This is a genomic window from Aeromonas sp. TS_SC_11 (assembly GCF_057318915.1).
Genome location: NZ_CM170470.1, coordinates 2,271,852 through 2,290,165, shown reverse-complemented (window position 1 = coordinate 2,290,165; position 18,314 = coordinate 2,271,852). Strand labels below are relative to the sequence as shown.

General features: G+C 59.0%; 17 protein-coding genes. 8 read left to right on the top strand and 9 right to left on the bottom strand.

The window, feature by feature from the left end:
• Window positions 1–20: 20 nt before the first annotated feature.
• A complete protein-coding gene (syd, locus tag AC1P02_RS10865; RefSeq protein WP_099991911.1) occupies window positions 21–569 on the bottom strand; it encodes a SecY-interacting protein in 549 nt (182 codons plus the stop codon).
• A gap of 176 nt (window positions 570–745) precedes the next feature.
• Here syd and queF point away from each other — a divergent pair, with 176 nt between their 5' ends.
• The 7 genes from queF (at window position 746) to AC1P02_RS10830 (ending at window position 9,909) form a co-directional block, all read left to right on the top strand.
• Window positions 746–1,594: an NADPH-dependent 7-cyano-7-deazaguanine reductase QueF gene (queF, locus tag AC1P02_RS10860; protein WP_271771978.1), complete on the top strand. Its 849-nt coding sequence runs from the start codon at window positions 746–748 to the stop codon at window positions 1,592–1,594.
• Between the two features lie 116 nt (window positions 1,595–1,710).
• Window positions 1,711–3,981: an HIT family protein gene (locus AC1P02_RS10855; protein WP_265430673.1), complete on the top strand. Its 2,271-nt coding sequence runs from the start codon at window positions 1,711–1,713 to the stop codon at window positions 3,979–3,981.
• 91 nt (window positions 3,982–4,072) lie between these two features.
• Complete coding sequence (locus AC1P02_RS10850; RefSeq protein ID WP_087756282.1) at window positions 4,073–5,692, top strand: GGDEF domain-containing protein; 1,620 nt, start codon at window positions 4,073–4,075, stop codon at window positions 5,690–5,692.
• A 161-nt stretch (window positions 5,693–5,853) separates the two neighbouring features.
• Window positions 5,854–7,209: a nucleotide 5'-monophosphate nucleosidase PpnN gene (gene ppnN / locus AC1P02_RS10845; RefSeq protein ID WP_021139357.1), complete on the top strand. Its 1,356-nt coding sequence runs from the start codon at window positions 5,854–5,856 to the stop codon at window positions 7,207–7,209.
• Between the two features lie 165 nt (window positions 7,210–7,374).
• Window positions 7,375–8,172, top strand: coding sequence for a flap endonuclease Xni (gene xni / locus AC1P02_RS10840; RefSeq protein ID WP_485185382.1), 798 nt, complete (start codon window positions 7,375–7,377; stop codon window positions 8,170–8,172).
• A gap of 164 nt (window positions 8,173–8,336) precedes the next feature.
• Window positions 8,337–9,344 (top strand): isocitrate dehydrogenase, encoded by a 1,008-nt coding sequence (locus tag AC1P02_RS10835; protein ID WP_058393501.1) that lies wholly within the window; start codon window positions 8,337–8,339, stop codon window positions 9,342–9,344.
• Between the two features lie 121 nt (window positions 9,345–9,465).
• Window positions 9,466–9,909, top strand: a complete 444-nt coding sequence (locus tag AC1P02_RS10830) for a hypothetical protein (RefSeq protein WP_440146619.1) — start codon at window positions 9,466–9,468, stop codon at window positions 9,907–9,909.
• 84 nt (window positions 9,910–9,993) lie between these two features.
• Here AC1P02_RS10830 and rlmM read toward each other — a convergent pair whose 3' ends face one another.
• The 6 genes from rlmM to dinB form a co-directional block, all read right to left on the bottom strand.
• Window positions 9,994–11,088, bottom strand: coding sequence for a 23S rRNA (cytidine(2498)-2'-O)-methyltransferase RlmM (gene rlmM / locus AC1P02_RS10825; protein ID WP_265430669.1), 1,095 nt, complete (start codon window positions 11,086–11,088; stop codon window positions 9,994–9,996).
• Window positions 11,081–11,467 (bottom strand): DUF423 domain-containing protein, encoded by a 387-nt coding sequence (locus AC1P02_RS10820; protein WP_485185381.1) that lies wholly within the window; start codon window positions 11,465–11,467, stop codon window positions 11,081–11,083. Before AC1P02_RS10820 ends, rlmM begins: the two co-directional genes overlap by 8 nt.
• A gap of 32 nt (window positions 11,468–11,499) precedes the next feature.
• Entirely contained in the window at window positions 11,500–12,138 is a 639-nt protein-coding gene (locus tag AC1P02_RS10815) for an alpha/beta family hydrolase (RefSeq protein ID WP_256687694.1), read from the bottom strand.
• The gene (locus tag AC1P02_RS10810; RefSeq protein ID WP_005312000.1) at window positions 12,131–13,051 is read right to left on the bottom strand and encodes a transcriptional regulator GcvA; all 921 of its coding nucleotides are present in this window, start codon (window positions 13,049–13,051) and stop codon (window positions 12,131–12,133) included. The genes AC1P02_RS10815 and AC1P02_RS10810 overlap by 8 nt, the downstream gene beginning before the upstream one ends.
• 282 nt (window positions 13,052–13,333) lie before the next feature.
• Window positions 13,334–15,475: a methyl-accepting chemotaxis protein gene (locus AC1P02_RS10805; RefSeq protein ID WP_485185380.1), complete on the bottom strand. Its 2,142-nt coding sequence runs from the start codon at window positions 15,473–15,475 to the stop codon at window positions 13,334–13,336.
• A gap of 66 nt (window positions 15,476–15,541) precedes the next feature.
• Complete coding sequence (gene dinB / locus AC1P02_RS10800) at window positions 15,542–16,594, bottom strand: DNA polymerase IV (RefSeq protein ID WP_058393505.1); 1,053 nt, start codon at window positions 16,592–16,594, stop codon at window positions 15,542–15,544.
• 145 nt (window positions 16,595–16,739) lie between these two features.
• Between dinB and AC1P02_RS10795 the strand changes: the two genes are divergently transcribed.
• Window positions 16,740–16,943, top strand: a complete 204-nt coding sequence (locus AC1P02_RS10795; protein WP_485185444.1) for a hypothetical protein — start codon at window positions 16,740–16,742, stop codon at window positions 16,941–16,943.
• A 96-nt stretch (window positions 16,944–17,039) separates the two neighbouring features.
• Here the strand turns inward: AC1P02_RS10795 and nqrM are convergent, their stop codons facing one another.
• Window positions 17,040–17,264: a (Na+)-NQR maturation NqrM gene (gene nqrM, locus AC1P02_RS10790; protein WP_485185379.1), complete on the bottom strand. Its 225-nt coding sequence runs from the start codon at window positions 17,262–17,264 to the stop codon at window positions 17,040–17,042.
• Between the two features lie 11 nt (window positions 17,265–17,275).
• Window positions 17,276–18,313, bottom strand: a complete 1,038-nt coding sequence (locus tag AC1P02_RS10785) for an FAD:protein FMN transferase (protein WP_485185378.1) — start codon at window positions 18,311–18,313, stop codon at window positions 17,276–17,278.
• Window position 18,314 lies beyond the last annotated feature (1 nt).

Genomic DNA, 18,314 nt, shown 5'->3' with positions numbered 1-18,314 from the left:
CTCGTCTCACAGGGACAGGATCAATGGGGCAGGGTTTCCAGCCGCTCGAGGAAGGCTGGCAGCGAGGGGGCCAAGGTGAGACGTCGACCTGAATCGAGCCACTCCAGCCATACCTGACCGCTCTCGTTGTCCAGCGACACCAGGGTCATCTCGTTGCGGGTGGTGGCAATGAACAGCGATGGCGTGCGCTTTAACTTGCGCAGCATCAGCAGATGACCGATGAGGTTTTCCCTGAGCAGGTCCAGATCCGCCTCGTTCCAAGGCAAGATGAGCTCAAGGCGCAGCCCCTTGTAGGAACAGGGGATGGGGCGACTGAACCAGTGACCAAACAGCGCCTGGGCCGCAGGATGCAGCACCAGCTCCAGCGCATTGGCCATGGCCGCAAAATCGGCCGCTTGCTGGCGCTGGTGAGGGCGCCAGGCGACCCGCCCCTCTCTGGGCTCATCCAGCTCACAAGGGGAGCGCCAGTCAGCTTCCCACTCACACAGGGGCAATCCCCGCCTTGCCTCACCATCACGCTGCCAGCGCAAAAAAAAGTGTTCCAGGGCAGACAAGACTTGATCCGACATCGAAATTCCCCACAATTGCTGCCAAAGTCCGCTATTGCACCATCAAACCCACGAGCAGACAAGGTGAAGCATGAGACGTCACCATCCGGTGGCGCTCCCTTGCAATATCCAGTAGGGGCAAGCGCCCCTGACGCTGCAGCGCAATGGCCCATTCAACATCCGGATCCATAAACACAATGAGCAAACAAGAGAAATACGCCGGTGCCAGCGCCTTGCAAGGGCTGAGCCTGGGTCAGCAATCTGCCTACATCAGTCAGTACAGCCCTGCCCTGCTGCAACCTGTGCCGCGCAGCCTCAATCGCGACGACCTCGGCTTGACCAGCGAGTTGCCTTTCCAGGGTTGCGACATCTGGACTCTGTACGAGCTCTCCTGGCTCAATGCCAGGGGTAAACCCATGGTGGCTGTGGGTGAGGTGTCCGTGCCCGCAGTGAGCGCCAACCTCATCGAGTCCAAGTCGTTCAAGCTCTATCTCAACTCCTTCAACCAGACCCGTTGCGACTCGCTGGAAGCGGTACAAGCCATGCTGGTCAAGGATCTGAGTGCCTGCGCCGGCAGCGAAGTAAGCGTGACGCTGTTCCCCCTGGCACAGGCTCCGCACCACATTGCCGCCCTGCCGGGTGAGTGCATCGATGAGCAGGATATAGAGGTTGATTGCTATGAATTCGATGCCAATCTGCTGCAAGGGGCCGCGGGCGACGAAGAGGTGGAAGAGACACTGCACAGTCACCTGCTCAAATCCAACTGCCTGGTCACCAGCCAGCCCGACTGGGGCTCAGTGGTGATCCACTATCGCGGCCCACGGCTGGATCGGGAAAAACTGCTGCGCTACCTCATCTCGTTTCGCCAGCACAACGAATTTCATGAACAGTGCATCGAGCGCATCTTTACCGATCTCAAGCTCCTCTGCCGCCCGAGCCAGCTGACAGTGTATGCCCGCTACACTCGCCGCGGCGGGCTGGATATCAACCCGTTTCGCAGCGACTGGGAGCTTCCACCCGCCAACCTGCGGCTGATCCGGCAGTAAAGTTGGGGTCCTGGCTGACAGAGAAGGACCTTGGATATCGTATCTGTCAGTAAACTCTGGACGTGCAGGGGGGGGCTTGGATAACATGCCCACACCCCTGTGCTGTCCTTAATCCAATGAATCAACTGTTTTTTCTGGCAATGATGATGTCCTCCCTGTCGGCTCCTGATCTGGATCTGGCCAAGGAGCAATTGTCTATCGATCTGCAGCAGGCCCAAACCCTGGTACTGACCGATCCTGCCAGATGTGTCCAGATCACCTCTGCCTTCCTGACACGCACAGCCAATAATCCCAAGCAAATCATCAGCAATCGCCAGGAGTATGGCTATCGCGAGCCATTGCTGAGCTATGGCACAGCAGCCCAGGCCACAGGCGCCCACCTGCTCAAGGGGGAATGCCTGCTGCAACTGGGCCAGTTCCAGGCGGCCCAGAAGGCGCTTGATCAAGGCATTGCCATGGCCACCAAGGAGCAGCAGCTGGAGTTGCAGGCCCACGGCCTCTATCTGAAGATCCGCAGCCAGAATCTGCAGGAGCACTCCCATGGCGCCAGCGCCACTCTGCTTGGCCAGCTCGAGACCCTGCTCAGCACCCCCAGCCTCAAAGAGAGTCAGTTGCAGGTATACAGCCGCTTGCTGCGCACCAACGCCAGCATAGAGGCGCACCAGTTTGACGAGGCCAAACGCCAGCTGGCAGAGGCACGGCGCTGGGCAGATCAGGCAAAGAACCCGCTGGCCAGCGCCTGGGTCAGTGCTGTGAGCGGCGATCTCTACCATGCCCTCCAGCAGCCCCAGCTCTCTCTTGGTGACTACATAGATGCCCAGCAACAGGCGAGAGGACTGCAGGATCCCCTCTTCCTCGGCCTGCTGTCGAACCAGATAGTGAACCTCTATCAGGCGGAGCAGGAGCCACAGAAGGCACTGCAATATGCCAATGAGGCCGCCAACTACTTCCACGCCCTCGGCAATCCCTCCCTGCTCAGCGATGCACTGATCGTGCTGGCCCGCCTCAACCGGGATCAGGGCGAGATGAACATGGCGCTGGTCTACTTCTTCAATGCGCTGGATCTGCTGGACGAGGGCAATAACCGCACCCGCATCGCCAATCTCAAGTACGAGATAGGCAAAACCTATCTGCAGACCGGCAATCTGACCCTGGCCCGCAACTACCTCACGGCGGCCCGCCAGTCCCACGAACTGGGGGACGACAAGGAGCCGCTGATCGACACCCTGCTGTTGCTGGGTGAGCTGCACCTCAAGCAGAAGGAGGCGGGCATCGCCATCCTTCAGCTGGAAAATGCGCTGGCGCTGGCCAACCAGATTGGCGACGCCCAGCGCCAGTTCGAGATCTTCCGTCTGCTCTCGGTGGCCTACGAGCAGAAGGGCTACCTCAAGCAGGCGCTGGACAGCTACAAGAATTTCCACCAGCGCAGCGAGCAGGTACGCCAGCAGCAGGTCGATCTGGAGCAGGAGGCGATCCGCGACAACTATGTCCAGGTGGAGCGGGAACAGCAGATCAAGGAGCTGGAACAACAACTGGATACCAGCCAGCATCAGCAGGATCGCTACCTCTGGTCGAGCGTGATCACGGGCCTGCTGCTGACCCTGTTCATCTATCTGTTCTTCACCCTCTGGCTCAAGCTCAGAGTCGCACGCCTGCAGGGCAAACAACTGGGTGAGGCCATCTTGATAGAGCCACGCACCGGCTTGGCCAACTGGCAACGGCTGATGAGCCGCTGGCCGCGGGAGATGGCAAGACGCCAGCAAAAATCAGAACGCTGGTATCTGAGCGAACGGCCCACCAGCGAATTTGACGACAAGCTGCATTACCTGCTGTTTCGGGTGCCCTTCCTGGTGAACAGCCTGGAGCAGCACGGCTATCAGGTGAGCCGAGAGATAGAGCAGGCTTTCGGCGCCTATATCAAGGAGCTGACACCGCAGGATGGCCGCATCTATGATTTACGCGAAGGCCATCTGCTCTACGTGGTGCCCCAGCGCCACGTGGAGGACCTGCACAAGCTGGCTCAGGATCTGCTCGCGGCCTTTGCCGCTTTCCCCTGCCAGCACTCGCTGGATCGCCATATCAGCCTCGGCATCGTCAGCCACCCCTTCCTGCCCAAGGCGGCGACCGCCCTCGATCACAACGGCCTGTTCGACCTCTGCTATCTGGCACTGGCCGGAGCCATTCAGCTCAGCGAAAAATATCAGCAAAGCGTCTGGCTGGAACTTGCCGCCATCGATTGCCAACAGGCCGCATTTTTTAATGGGGATGTGTGGCAATGCTGCTTGATGGCAATTGACAAGGGACTGGTAAAAGTAAATTCTTCTCATGAAAAGCAATGGGTTAATTGGCTTCGACTTTCACGGACGAAAGCACCGGATAACCAATAACCCTATAGATAATCAACTGGGTCTGGAACTGGGTTCGACCGCCGTTGCTATCCAACACAAAAACGATAATGACAACAGGGCGACCTGAATAATGAATGATATCGCTGCCGTAGCAGGACAATTGGCCAGACTCAGGGAATCCCTTCAGCAAAAGCAGCTGGAGCTAGACGGCATAGTCACTTTTTCTGATGCAGAGCGAGCCCGCAGCATCCAGTTCATCGGTAAATTGATGCAAGCCTGTCGTGGCCATGACAGGGAGCTGGACAACAAGCTCGCCAAGCTCAAGCAAAAACTCGACGGCAATCCGCCGCTCTCCTCGCTGGATGCCGACCTCGCCGTCATCGAAAAGCTGTTGCAGCAACATGGCAATGCGCTGGAAGAGTCCATCAGCCTGACCAAGTCTGCCATCGACCTTGGCACCAAACAGCTCAAATCCATCAAGGGCTTCCCGGAGGATACCCGCAAGTCCCTCAAGGAATTTCTGGCAAGCCCGGATGGCTATGGCATCGGCGACCATCAAAAGAAAGTGATCCGCCTGCTGGAGTTTTACCAGCAGGCCATCAAGATCCAGCTGCTGCCGACCCAGCCCCTGCTAGCCCCGGCTCCCGCCGCCAGCGTGCAGGCCATGGCCATCACAGAGCTCTCGTCCCCTGAGCCTGTGATCCCGTTTGACGCCAAGGCTCACGCCCATATCGCCGACGAGTTGCAACGGCTCATCACAGAGCTGGATTTTGCCGGCGCCGTTGGCGAGAGTCTGGCGGATATCCGCCGCCAGTTGCTCAATGGCATCACGCCACCGCTGCTGGCGGAGATCTGCCTGCAGGTGATAGAGCTCATCATTGAGGGCACCCGCGAGGAGCGAAAATCCTCCCAGGCTTTCCTGAGCACCCTCAACGAGAGCCTCTCTGCGGTGCATTTCAGCTTCACCGAATCCCTCGACGAAGGGCGCGCCCTGCAAAGCGCCACTCAGGATACCCGTCAGGCCATCGACAAGGAGCTGCGGGCCCTCGACCATACCCTGGCAAGCCACGACACCTTCGACGAGCTCAAGGGTGCCATCTCGGGCCATATGGGTGCCATCAACATGCTGCTGCAGGACAGGGAGGCCATGGCGGCCCGTGAGCGCCACCTGCTCACCCGCCTATCCACCATGGAGGCCAAGCTGCGGCTGATGAAGGAGGAGACCGCCGAGTACAAGAAGCGGCTCACCATCCAGAAACACAAATTGTTCCTCGACAGCCTGACCCAGGTGCATAACCGGGCGGCGCTGGACGAGCGGCTCGAACTCGAATACAAGCGCTGGCTGCGCTACAACACCCCGCTCTGTCTGGCCATCATCGACATTGATCACTTCAAGAACATCAATGACAACTATGGCCACATGGCCGGTGACAAGGCGTTGAAGGTGGTGGCCAAGGCATTGCAGGGCGCCCTGCGCGATACCGACTTCATCGCCCGCTTTGGCGGTGAGGAGTTCGTGGTGCTGCTGCCGAACATCAACCCGGACAAATACCAGAAGCCGCTGGAGACACTGCGCCAGACCATCAAGAGCATTCCGTTCCGCTTTCGGGATGCCAGGGTCGAGATCACCATCTCCATCGGTGCCACCCTGTTTCGGGAAGGGGATCACACCACGGATGCGTTCGAGCGAGCCGACAAGGCGCTCTACAGCTCCAAGCACTCGGGTCGGGATCAGGTCAATCTGGCCTGAATCCGGGCGGGGCTGCGGCTAAAAAAGCAGCAAACGCACTTATCCCCTATTCCCCTGCCCTACCGCTTACATCTACTATCAAATTCAAGGGATGCCACATGGCATCCTGTTTTCTCCCCAGGGAAAAGCACAACGATAACAAGCGAGTGAAAGGGGAACTTATGATTACGCACATCAATCCTGTGGGCAGCATGGACTTGCTGTCACAACTCGAGGTGGATCGCCTCAAACAGACTGCTTCCAGCGATATCTATCAACTGTTTCGCAACTGCTCGCTGGCGGTGCTCAACTCAGGTAGCCATACCGACAGCTCCAAAGAGATACTGGAGCGTTTCAAATCCTTTGATATCCATGTGATCCGGCGCGAGCGCGGGGTCAAGCTCGAACTGTTCAATGCCCCCGAGCATGCCTTTGTGGATGGCGAGATCATCCGTGGCATTCAGGAGCACCTCTTCTCCGTGCTGCGCGACATCCTCTATGTGTCGACCCAGCTGGAGTCGAACCGACTGGTCAACCTGACCAGCTCCACCCATATCACCAACGTGGTGTTCGCCATACTGCGCAACGCCAAGGCGATCCTGCCGGGGGCGGACCCCAATCTGGTGGTCTGCTGGGGCGGCCACTCCATCAACCCCATTGAATACCAGTACACCCGCGAGGTCGGCAGCGAGCTGGGATTGCGCGAGCTCAACATCTGCACCGGTTGCGGTCCGGGTGCCATGGAGGGGCCCATGAAGGGGGGCGCCGTCGGCCACGCCAAGCAGCGGGTACGCAATGGCCGCTACATAGGTCTGACCGAACCCTCCATCATTGCCGCCGAGCCGCCCAACCCCATCGTCAACGAGCTGGTGATACTGCCGGATATCGAGAAACGGCTGGAGGCTTTCGTGCGTCTGGGCCACGGCATCATCATATTCCCGGGCGGGGTCGGCACGGCCGAAGAGCTGCTCTATCTGCTCGGCATCATGATGCATCCGGCCAACGAGCGCCAACCCATGCCGATCATCTTGACCGGTCCGAAAGAGAGCGCCGATTACTTCCGCGCCATCGATGACTTCGTCAAGGCCACCCTGGGCGAACCCGCTACCAGCCTCTACCGGATCATCGTCGGCGATGCGCCGGAAGTGGCCCGGGTGATGAAGGAAGCGATGCCGAAAATTCGCGAATATCGCAAATCGGTCGGCGATGCCTACTCCTTCAACTGGTCCCTCAAGATCGAGCCCGAGTTCCAGCTGCCGTTCGAGCCGGATCACGCCAGCATGGCCAGCCTGGATCTGCATCGCAACCAGCCGCCCCAATTGCTGGCAGCCAACCTGCGCCGCGCCTTTTCCGGCATCGTCGCCGGTAACGTGAAGGAAGGGGGCATCCGCGCCATCGAGAAGAAGGGCCCCTTCAAGCTGCACGGCGACAAGGAGCTGATGCACCTGATGGACAAGCTGCTGGAGAGCTTCGTCAAACAACAGCGCATGAAGCTGCCTGGCACCCAATACGTACCCTGTTACGAGATAGTTCGTTAAGGGCTGTTAGTCGCCGGTGACCAGCGACAACATCGCGGAGGGGGCGCAGCAGCGCCCCTTCCTTTTGCCATCTGTATGAGCATCTGACGCTCTGGCACCACCCGAACACTGTCATCAAGGCTGCCAGTTGTTACAATGGCGCGTCCTGACTGCCAAGAGTCCCCCATGCCACACCTGCTTATCATCGATGCCCTCAACCTCATCCGCCGTCTGCACGCGGTGCAAGCCCAGCAGGCGCTGACCCCGTCCCAGGCGCTCATCGCCACCCGTGCCAATCTCATCAATACCTGCCGCAAGCTGCTGACGGGCAGCGAGCCGACCCACGTCATAGCGGTATTCGACGGCGAGATACATAGCTGGCGCAAAGAGGTCTACCCGGCCTACAAGGAGGGGCGCCCCCCCATGCCGGTGGAGCTGCGTGAAGGTCTGAACACGCTGCAGGATGCCTTCTGGGAGTGTGGTGTAGACGCTCTGCTCTCCCAGACCGATGAGGCGGACGATCTCATCGCTACCCTGGCCAGCGGCATCGCCCAGCATGGGGCAAGGGCCACCATCATCTCTACCGACAAGGGGTTCTGTCAGCTCATCTGCCCGCAGATCCAGATCAGGGACTATTTCAACAAACGCTGGCTGGATGCCGCCTTCGTCGAGCAACAATATGGCGTGGCCCCGACCCAGCTGGTGGATTTCTGGGCCCTGACCGGCATCGGCGGATCCAATATCAAGGGGGTGCCCGGCATAGGCCCCAAGACGGCGACCCAATTGCTGCAGCAATATGGCAGCCTGTCGGCGCTGCTCGCGGCCTGCCAACAGGAGGAGGCCAGCAAGCCCTTGCTCAAGCTGCGCCAGTATCAGGGTGATGCCCTGCTGGCCCAGCGTCTGGTCCGGCTGCAGCGTGATATTCCGCTGGGTTTCAACTTGCGGGAAATACGCTATCCCCCTGCACCCGAGAGCGAGGCATGACACCGGCTTCCCCCATTGACCAGCAATCCTGCCAATCATGACGGGACTCACCCTTGCTGTTGACAAAAACAGATAGAATGTAAAGAAACATGGAGGGTTAGTTGTATAAATGGTATAAAACGGCCGAATCCTCCCCCTCTGTTCCCTAGAAGTGGATACCTCTCATGTCAAAAAGAAAGATTACCGTCATCCCGGGCGACGGCATTGGCCCCAGCATCATCGAATCCGCCATCCAGATCCTGACCCACGCCGGTTGTGACTTCGAATACGAGTATGCGGATGCCGGTCTGGTCGCGCTGGAGAAGCACGGCGAGCTGCTGCCCCAGGCAACTCTGGATCTGATCGAGAAGAACAAGGTCAGCCTGAAAGGCCCGCTCACCACCCCGGTTGGCGGCGGCTTCACCTCCATCAACGTCTCCCTGCGCAAAAAATTCAACCTCTACGCCAACGTCCGCCCCGTCATCTCCTTCAAGGGCACCAAGAGTCGTTACGAGAACATCGATATCATCACAGTGCGCGAGAACACCGAAGGGATGTACTCGGGCGCCGGCCAGAAGCGCAGCGATGACAACAATAGCGCCGAGGCGATGAGCATAGTTACCCGCGACGGGGCAGAACGCATCGTCAAGTTTGCCTTCGAACTGGCCCGCCAGGAAGGACGCAAGAAAGTGACCATCATCCACAAGGCCAACATTCTCAAGTCCACCTCTGGCCTGTTTCTGGAAGTGGCCCGCGATGTCGCCGCTCGCTACCCGGATATCCAGAGCGAAGAGATGATTGTCGATGCCGCCTGCATGAACCTGGTGATGTACCCGGAGCGGTTCGATGTCATGGTCACCACCAACCTGTTTGGCGACATCCTCTCGGATCTGTGCGCCGGCCTGGTGGGCGGTCTGGGCATGGCACCTGGTGCCAACATCGGCGATGGCGCCGCCATCTTCGAAGCGGTGCATGGCTCGGCGCCGGATATCGCAGGCAAGAACATCGCCAACCCGACCTCGGTGATCCTCGCCTCCATCCAGATGCTGGAATACCTGGGCATGCAGGACAAGGCTGAGCGCATCCGTGAGGCAGTGCGCGCCACCATCGAATCCGGTGATCGCGTGACCCGGGATCTCGGGGGGACCGCCTCTACCAGCGAGTTCACCCAGTCCATCATAGACCGTTTGTAATTCATCTTAATTCATTGATTTAAAAGGGGAGCTCAGGCTCCCCTTGTTTTATCTCGCGGCACGCTACCCGCCTAGTCAATTGGCTACTATGTTCAATGCATAAGGGATAAGGAGATCCATTATGCGCGCTATTTTTCCCCTGTTGCTGATCAGCAGCAGCGTCATAGCAGTAGACAGACCGGTCGAAAATGCCTGGAAACAGCTTCCGGCAGCCCAGTCGCAGCCAGCAAGTCAGGTATGGCGTTCCAGTCTGGATACCAATGATCTGCTCAAGGCGCCCAAACCGCTCTCCTTCGGGGTAGACATCATGACGGACAGCGACGGCAACCAGCAGGTTACCGCATACCAGAAGCTGAATTTGACGGCGGAAAAGAGCGTTAGCCTCTCCTTCGAGCACCACAAACCCAGGATCAAGTTCAAGGCTGCTGGCATGAATACGGCCATCAAACTCAGAGGGGATGGGGTCAAGTTGCAGTTCAATCCGATCGACAAGAGCATTCCCCTGCAGATAGAGCTCAAAGTCACGGATGACGAGTCATCCCTGCGTCTCGACTACCGCTTCTGACACTGGCTGCATGGCGCAGATAGCAAAAGACCGACGGCATCGCTGCCATCGGTCTTTTTTCTGCTCACGGCAAGGGGCCGGATGTCACTCCTTGGCTTCCAGCTTGGAGACCCAGTACTTGTTGTAGACGTGTACCGTGATCTCTTCGCGATCGTGATAGAGCTGCTTGGCCTGAATGACGAAGGCGTTGTCTACCTCCTTGAGCAGGCCGCGCAACACCTCTATGTTGTGTACCGCTTCGGCGTAACGCTTCTTCATCGGCAGCTTGAGGTTGAACATGGCCTCCTGACAGTCGTTCTCGCGGAACCAGTCGGCGATCATGTGAACAACCCGCGCCGGCTTCTCCACCATGTCGCACACCAGCCAGTAGATATTCTTCTTGCTGGGGCGCCACACAAAACCATCATCACGCAGGTGCTTCACCTGACCGGTATCCATCAGGGACTGGGCCATGGTGCCGTTATCCACCGCTGTCACCATCATGCCGCGACGTACCAGCTGATGGGTCCAGCCACCCGGGCAGGCGCCCAGATCGACCGCTTTCATGCCGGAGGTGAGGCGCAGGTCCCACTCTTCCCGCGGTACGAACACATAGAAGGCCTCTTCCAGCTTGAGGCTGGATCGGCTCGGTGCATCCGGCGGGCAGCGCAGACGGGGAATGCCCATGTGGAATTCGGAGTTGTTGAACGAGTAGGAATACCCCAGCAACAGGTGATCGTTGGCCATGAAGAAGGCATGGAACACCGGACGGTGCGGCGTCTCTTTCTTGGTCAGCAACTCCTTGCTGCGCAGGGCCTGACGAAGCGGCACTGTGAACTTGCGGCAGAAGGCCGACAGCTCTTTCGCTTCGTTGGTATCGGCGGTTTCAACTCGCAGATCGCCACAGATGGTGTATTCGCGAGTCGCTTCTATGATGGGCGAGATCCGATCAGCCACATCCAGATCCTTCAGCTCGTGGGTCACCACCAGCATCTGACGGATGAAGATAAGCTCTTTGAATGGCAACTTGCGCGCCAGCAGATCGGCCTGCTCCTCGTCATACAACTCGAATATCACGTAACCGCTGTCGTCCTTGACCCGGGCGAAACCGTAGCACTGCATGTTACTGGCACGCTCGGTGATCTCTGCCGCCGCCTCTTTCTCAAAACCGGGGCGGCAATAAAGCAGCAGATTATTCATTTTTTCCTCCAAGACGACAGCCAGCCCATATCAGAGCCGCCCATCCCAACATAAAACAGAGGCCACCGGCCGGGGGAATGAGCCCCAGCCCCTTGCTGCCAAGCAGCACCATGGCGTAAATACTGCCGCAGAATCCAAGGATCCCCAGCAAAAATGCGGTGCCAGCGAAGGTGATTACCTTGCTGCGCACACCGCACCAACCCAGCACCAGCAGGGCCAATGCGTGAAAAAACTGATAATGCACGGCGGTGTTGAACGCCGCCAGCTTCGAAGCCGTAATACCGCTCGCCGCCAGACCGTGGGCGCCATAAGCCCCCAGCATGGTCGCCGTCAGGCCAAAAAAACCCGCCAGTACCAGCCAATGTCGATGGATCTGCATTCTTACCCTCCTCGTTGTCTCCCTCGCGACCGTCAGCCCTGTGCCAGCGTCGCCGCGATGAAGCACCTGATATGATCAGCCGCCTGCTGCAGGTTCTCCTGCTCGCTCACGCCGCTGGCTTTTCGCGGTTTGAAGCCATGGTCACCATCGGTCAGCCAGTGGACCGATACGTGGGGTGAGAAGGGAAAATCTGCCAGTTCGGCGCGCGTGCCGAAGGTGTCGCGCTCTCCTTGCAACAGCAGGGTCGGCGTCTTGATCTGCTTGAGCACCTCGCCCCGCCAGCGGTCGGGCTTGGCCGGGGGGTGGAAAGGATACCCGAGAATGAGCAATCCTGCAGCATTCATCTCGTCCCCACCTTCGCCATACAGCTCTGCCGCCATGCGTCCCCCCATGGACTTGCCCGCCAGGAACAGCCCAGGGTGAGCGAACAGCTGCGCCATCTGGCGCCAATGGTCGAGCAATACCGGCTGCCTGTCCGGCGGCCTGCGCTTGCCATCCTGGGCCCGCTTGGTCATGTAGGGAAAGTTGAAACGCACTACCTCGATATCGGGCCCTGCCAGCAGGCGTGACAGCTCGCAAAGAAAGGCGTGTTCCATGCCGGCCCCGGCGCCATGGGCCAGCAGAATGCGAACGGGGGCATCACTCGCCCCCTCTCTCATCACATCAGGCATCGGCGAGCCGTGCCCGGCGACGAGCCTCTTCCTGCTCCACCAGCTCCAGCATCCAGTCGCGGAAGGCCACTATCTTGCCCTGATCAGACTGCTGCTCCTGGCATACCAGGTAGAACGCATTCTTGCTCACCAGCACCTGCTCGAACGGGCAGATAAGGCGCCCCGCTTCGATTTCTGGCTGAGCCAGCACACTGTGACCAAGTGCCACCCCCTGACCGTGGATCGCCGCCTGGATCACCATGGTGGAGTGACTGAAGATGGGCCCCTGATTGACGTTGGGCGCATCGATGTCGAGCTGGCGAAACCAGGCTTTCCAGTCACGGCGGGAGGTATCGTGCAACAGGGTGTGGCGGATCAGATCATCCGGGGTGCGCAGCGGCTTGGGGCCGGTCAGCAAGAGCGGGGAGCAGACAGGGATCAGGTACTCGGTGTGCAGCTTGTCGGCACGCAGTCCAGGCCAGTTGCCACGACCGTAGTAGATGGCCACGTCCACATCGTCGGTCAGCGACCCCTCGTCCATGTCCACCGCCTTGATCCGTACGTCTATGTCCGGATGACGTTCACTGAACTTCACCAGTCTGGGCACCAGCCACTGGATGGCAAAACTTGGCTGCAGACTGACGGTGAGCGCCCCCTTGGCACTGCGGGCCAGCAGCTTGTCGGTCGCCTCCGAGATGGAGGTGAAGATGTCTTTGATATCGAGGAAGTAACCCTGCCCCTCTTCGGTCAACAGCAAGGAGCGGTTCTTGCGGCGAAACAGCTTGATGCCGAGATACTCTTCCAACGCCTTGATCTGGTGACTGATGGCAGCCTGGGTCACAAACAGCTCTTCCGCTGCCCGGGTGAAGCTTAAGTGACGAGCCGCGGCTTCGAATGCTTTCAGAGCATTGAGCGGGGGTAAACGACGAGACATGAGACCAGCCGACGATGAGTTTTTCTAATGGGCCGCATTATAATTTGTCGGTTGCGGGTCGACCAGTGAATAAACATAATTCGCTTCGCAATCCGTTGTCATATGGCTCACTTTTTCTCTTCCATGTTGGTTTACATGTGATTTTTGTGAGTCAGTGGTCTGCGATTGTGGTGTTGTGTTTCTTCCTCTGCGGGAAGAGGGGCTTAAATCGGACCGATTTAACCCAGTCTGTCATCTGAATGTGTTTGGCGCCTCCGGTTGGATGGCGCCTTTTTTCTTATCCTATACCTTGAACTGCCCCACCAGCTGCTGCTGTTTGTCCGCCAGCGCCGACAACTCGCGCCCATTTTCGGCGGAGGTCGCCGCCTCGGCCCGTATGGTATGGCTCACATCACGAATGTTGCTGACGTTGCGATTGATCTCGTCCGCCACCCCGCTCTGCTCCTGCGCCGCCCTGGCAATCTGCTCGTTCATCTGATGAATGGTCGCCACCGCATGGATGATCTGCTCCAGCACGCTGACCGACAGATCCACTTTTGTCAGCGTCACATCCGCTTGGCTGTGACCCGTCATGATCGCCTTGACCACGGCCTCGGTACCGGACTGAAGCTGCCCTATGAGGGTCTGGATCTCGACGATGGCATTCTGGGTACGCCCCGCCAGATTGCGCACCTCGTCGGCCACCACAGCAAAGCCACGGCCCTGTTCACCGGCCCGAGCCGCCTCGATGGCGGCGTTCAGCGCCAGCAGGTTGGTCTGCTCGGCGATCCCCTGGATCACCACCAGTATGTCGTTGATGTTGTCGCTATTGGCGGCGAGTCGCTCCACCACAGGTTTGGCATCGCTGATCACCGCCATCAACTTGCGCATGGCCTCCTGGGTATCGGCCACCACATACTTTCCCTCCTGCGCCGAGGTATCTGCCTGGTTGGCCGCCGCCACCGCCGAGTTGGCGTTACCCGCCACCTGCAACGCAGTGGCACTGAGTTCCTCGAATGCAGTCGCCACCAGATCCACCTCCTGATACTGGGCCTGCATGCCGGCACTGGTGCGCTCGGCAACCTGAGCCGCCTGCTCCGCACTGGCGCGGGTGCCCGCAACAGTATCAATCACCTGACTGATGGTGGATTGCAACTTGTTGAGGAAGCTGTTGAACCACTTGGCCAACTCGCCAATCTCGTCATCGCGATGCAGGTCAATCCGCTGGGTCAGGTCTCCCTCCCCCGTGGCTATGTCCTTGAGGCGAGCCACCACGGCGCGAATGGGGGCGACTATCTGACGAGCCATCAACCAGATGCAGAGCAAGGCAACTACCGAAATCACGCCGCCAATCACCAGTTGGGTGACCACGCTGCCATTGGCCTGGTTGGAGAGTTCGTCTTGCAGCTGGCGGGCCGAGGCCAGCACAACGGTGCGGGGAAGCTCGATATAGATGCCCCATTTGTGCTCGGTGCCGCGCATGCTGACCGGCACGAAGGTTTGCAGCAGAGTCCCGTCAGGACTCCAACGTGTCATTGTCTGCCCCTGGCCGATCCAGCCTTTCAGATCGCCAGCCAGTGCCTGATATTGCTGCCCCAACGGGCTGCCCAGGGTGACGTCAAACCCATCCACCCCGGCGGCTCGCCCTTCGTGACTGACCAGCAATACCTTGCCCTGCCCGTCGTACAGCGCCTGATCCATCTCCTTGACCAGACTTTGCAGGGTCGCCAGCGAGATATCGACCCCGACCATGCCGAGCAATGTCTCCTGCTCCAGTAGGGGCACTGTCACCGAGGTCATCAGCACCTTCTGCGACCCCACATCATCGAGGTAGGGTTCGAGCAGGCAGAGCGCCTTGCTGCGGATGCTGCAACGATACCAGTCGTTCTCCACGCCGCCTACTGCCGTGGGGCTCTCGTCCGCCAGCACGGATTCGTCTTGCACCTCAGCTTCTATCTTGCCGTCGACCCGGGCCCAGTAAGTGGAGAAGCGCCCCTTGTCATTGGCACCCAGCTCGCTGGAACCGTGGTAGTTGCTGTCCTCCCCATCCAGCTGATCGGGCTCGAACACCGCATAGACACCAAGCAGGTTGGCGGAAGCTGCCGCCGCATCGTGCAGTTGCTGATTGACGGCACCACGCAGCGCCTCGGAAGAGCCAAAGTTGTCGGCCGCATTCTTGCGCTGGAACAATATGCTCTGAGCCAGCAGAGTGGTACGAAAATAGGCCTCATCCAGATAGCTGGTGACCTTGGCCGCCTGCTCGGATCCCATCGCCTTCATCCAGTTTTCGGCCGAGCGTTGCGCCTCCTCAGTGGTGGAGGTCAGCACCTGATCCTGCATCCGGGCGGCGCTATAAAGAGAAGAGGCAACCAGGGCACCAGCACTGGCCAATAAACAACAACCGGCGATCAGGGTGATCCGCCCCTGAACAGAAAGAGAACTCATGCCACCATTCCTAGCTCATACAGATGTGATCAGTGTATCGGTTTTGGATACAAAAACTTAACCTAATCAAGCAAAATCCAGGCTCAGCTGGTTAACTTCCCCGTCACGAGGCAAGCCCACAACCAGCCCGAGCAATCGAATGGGTTTGCCCTGCGCCCGCAGCAGCCCCTCATGGAGCAGATCGTGAAACAGCTCGGGCTGATAGCCGCCACGGCGATAGACAGTGGTCTGCTGAAAATCGGCGAACTTGAGCTTGATCCCCTGCCCCATCAACTGCTCCCTGGCATAGCCAGCGGCAAAACGACGCTCCAGCTCGGGAATAAGCTGGCTCAGTACCTGCCAGCAGGCGGCCTCATCCAGCACATCGCTGGCCAGCGTTGTCTCCACGCCAATGGTTTTACGGATCCGCTGCGCCTGCACCGGCTGATCATCACGGCCCCAGATCCGGCCAGTCAGCATCTCCCCCAACTTGCCAAACCGGGCGATCAGCTCATCACTGCTGAGCACTCTCGCATCCTCACACGAATAGAGTCCCTGGGACTCCAGCCGCTCAGCCGTCTTGCGCCCAATCCCCGGTAACTTGGCCAAAGGCAGCTGGCGCACGAACTCATCCACCTCCTCTGGCCGGATCACGAACAGGCCGTCGGGTTTGCGCTGCTCCGACGCGAGTTTGGCCAGAAACTTGTTCGGTGCGACCCCGGCCGAAGCGGTCAACCCCAGTTCGGTCACTATGGCCTGGCGGATCTCGGCCGCCATCAGGGTGGCACTGCCACCACAGCAGTTACTGTCGGTGACATCGAGGTAGGCTTCGTCCAGCGAAAGCGGCTCCACCAGCTCGGTGTAACGCAAGAAGATGGCGCGCAGCTGACGAGAGGTCTCCTTGTAGACCGCCATTCGTCCCGGTATGAGTACGAGCGGCGGGCAGAGCTTCTTGGCCAGGCCACTTGGCATGGCGGAGCGCACCCCGAAACGGCGCGCCACATAGTTGCAGGTCGAGATGACCCCCCGCCGATCGGAAGAGCCCCCTATCGCCAAGGGTACGTCCCGCAGAGCCGGGTTGTCCCGCATCTCTACCGCCGCATAAAAGCAGTCCATGTCGATGTGAATGATTTTGCGCATACCACTGTACGGATAAACAGTTAACTCACCCATGCTAACCCAGCGCACCCGTTTCTGCCATCGGCATGAAACAACGAACAGGCATAGACTCTTAAGACACCACTCACAACAAATGACAAGGAGGAAAGGAATGAGAGCACTTTGACTGGGAGTAGGACTGGGACTCTGTCTGCTGCCGCAGCTTGGCGGTACCAAGGACCACCCGACCGCCGAATGCAGCTGGCTGCATGATCGCATCGAGACACTGGAGAAGGCCATCAAGCAAGGGGATGAGCTGGGAACACGGGAGGAACTGGCGCGCTGGAAGGCCGAGTTCAAAAAGAAAGCCTGTCATCAATACGACTACTGAATCCCCCTCCCGCCAAAGAAAAGGCGGGCTGACCCCAAGGTCAGCCCGCCTACCATTCAGCCTTGGCCCGAGTACAACTCGAAAACCCTGGCCCGCTCAGATGATCCGGTTATCGGTCAGCATCTTGCGACGGGCCTCTTCCTTGGCCATCTTCTTCCTGCGGTTGTCACAGGGCTCCGGGCAATCGCACTCCTTTTCGATACCTATAGTGCCCAGTCCGCCACAGGAGCCGGAAATGGTCTTCTTCTGGAAGATGTAACCTATGGCCATGGCCACTACAACGACCAGAAATACCCCGAAGGTGATCAGAAAAATCTGCATGCTGGTGCCCCTTACTTTCTAACCAGGTACTGTTTGAACGCATCTGAATAGGCTTCGTCAAAACCATCGGCCGTCTTGGTGATCACGAAGATCGCCAGTCCGCGCTCCTTGGCATACGCCAGGCTCTTCTCGGGCCCGAGCACCATGAACACGGTCGCCAACCCGTCTGCGGTCATGCAGGAAGGGTGAATGACGGTCACCGACACCATGCGATGCTGGATAGGTTTGCCCGTCATGGGATCGATAGTGTGGGAGAAACGCTGGCCATCCATTTCGTAGTAATTGCGGTACTCGCCTGAAGTGGCAACCCCGTTGTCCCCCGGCACTATCACTTCCTGCACCGAGCCGGCATTGGCAGTCGGCTTCTCGATGGCCACGCGCCAGGGATGCCCCTTGCCGTTGACGCCATTGATCCGCAGCTCGCCACCGATCTCCACCAGATAGTTGCGAGACCCCATGGACTCCAGATACTCGGCCACCTTGTCCACCCCGAAGCCCTTGGCAATGGCGGAGAGATCCACATAGAGGTCCGGAATATCTTTTTGCAACGTATCGGCATCGGCGGAGGTGATCACATGCAAATTGCCCAGACCAGTCTTCTGACGGGTCTGGGTGATCAGCTCCTCGGAGGGGATCCTGGTCGGACGCGCATCCGGTCCGAAGCCCCACAGATTGACCAGGGGGCCAACGGTAACGTCAAGCGCCCCCCGGCTCTCACGGCCCAGATGCAGGGATTCAGTCACTACCCGGGCGGTATCGCGAGAGACCACCACAGGGGTCGAGCTTCTGTGCTGGTTGAAGCGCGACAACTCGGAATCGGGACGATAGGTCGACATCTGGTCGTTGACCCGCTCCAGCAGGATGTCGACCTCGGCCTGAAACTTGGCCGGATCCTGGATGACGTTATCCGCCACCTTGATGGAATAGTAGGTACCCATGGTGCTGCCGGTGATGTGGATCTCCGGCTTGGATTGGACCGTTTCCTGACCGCACCCCGTCAAGAAAAAGGCTAGCCCTAAGGCTAGCCAGGTCTTTACAACACTGTGCATT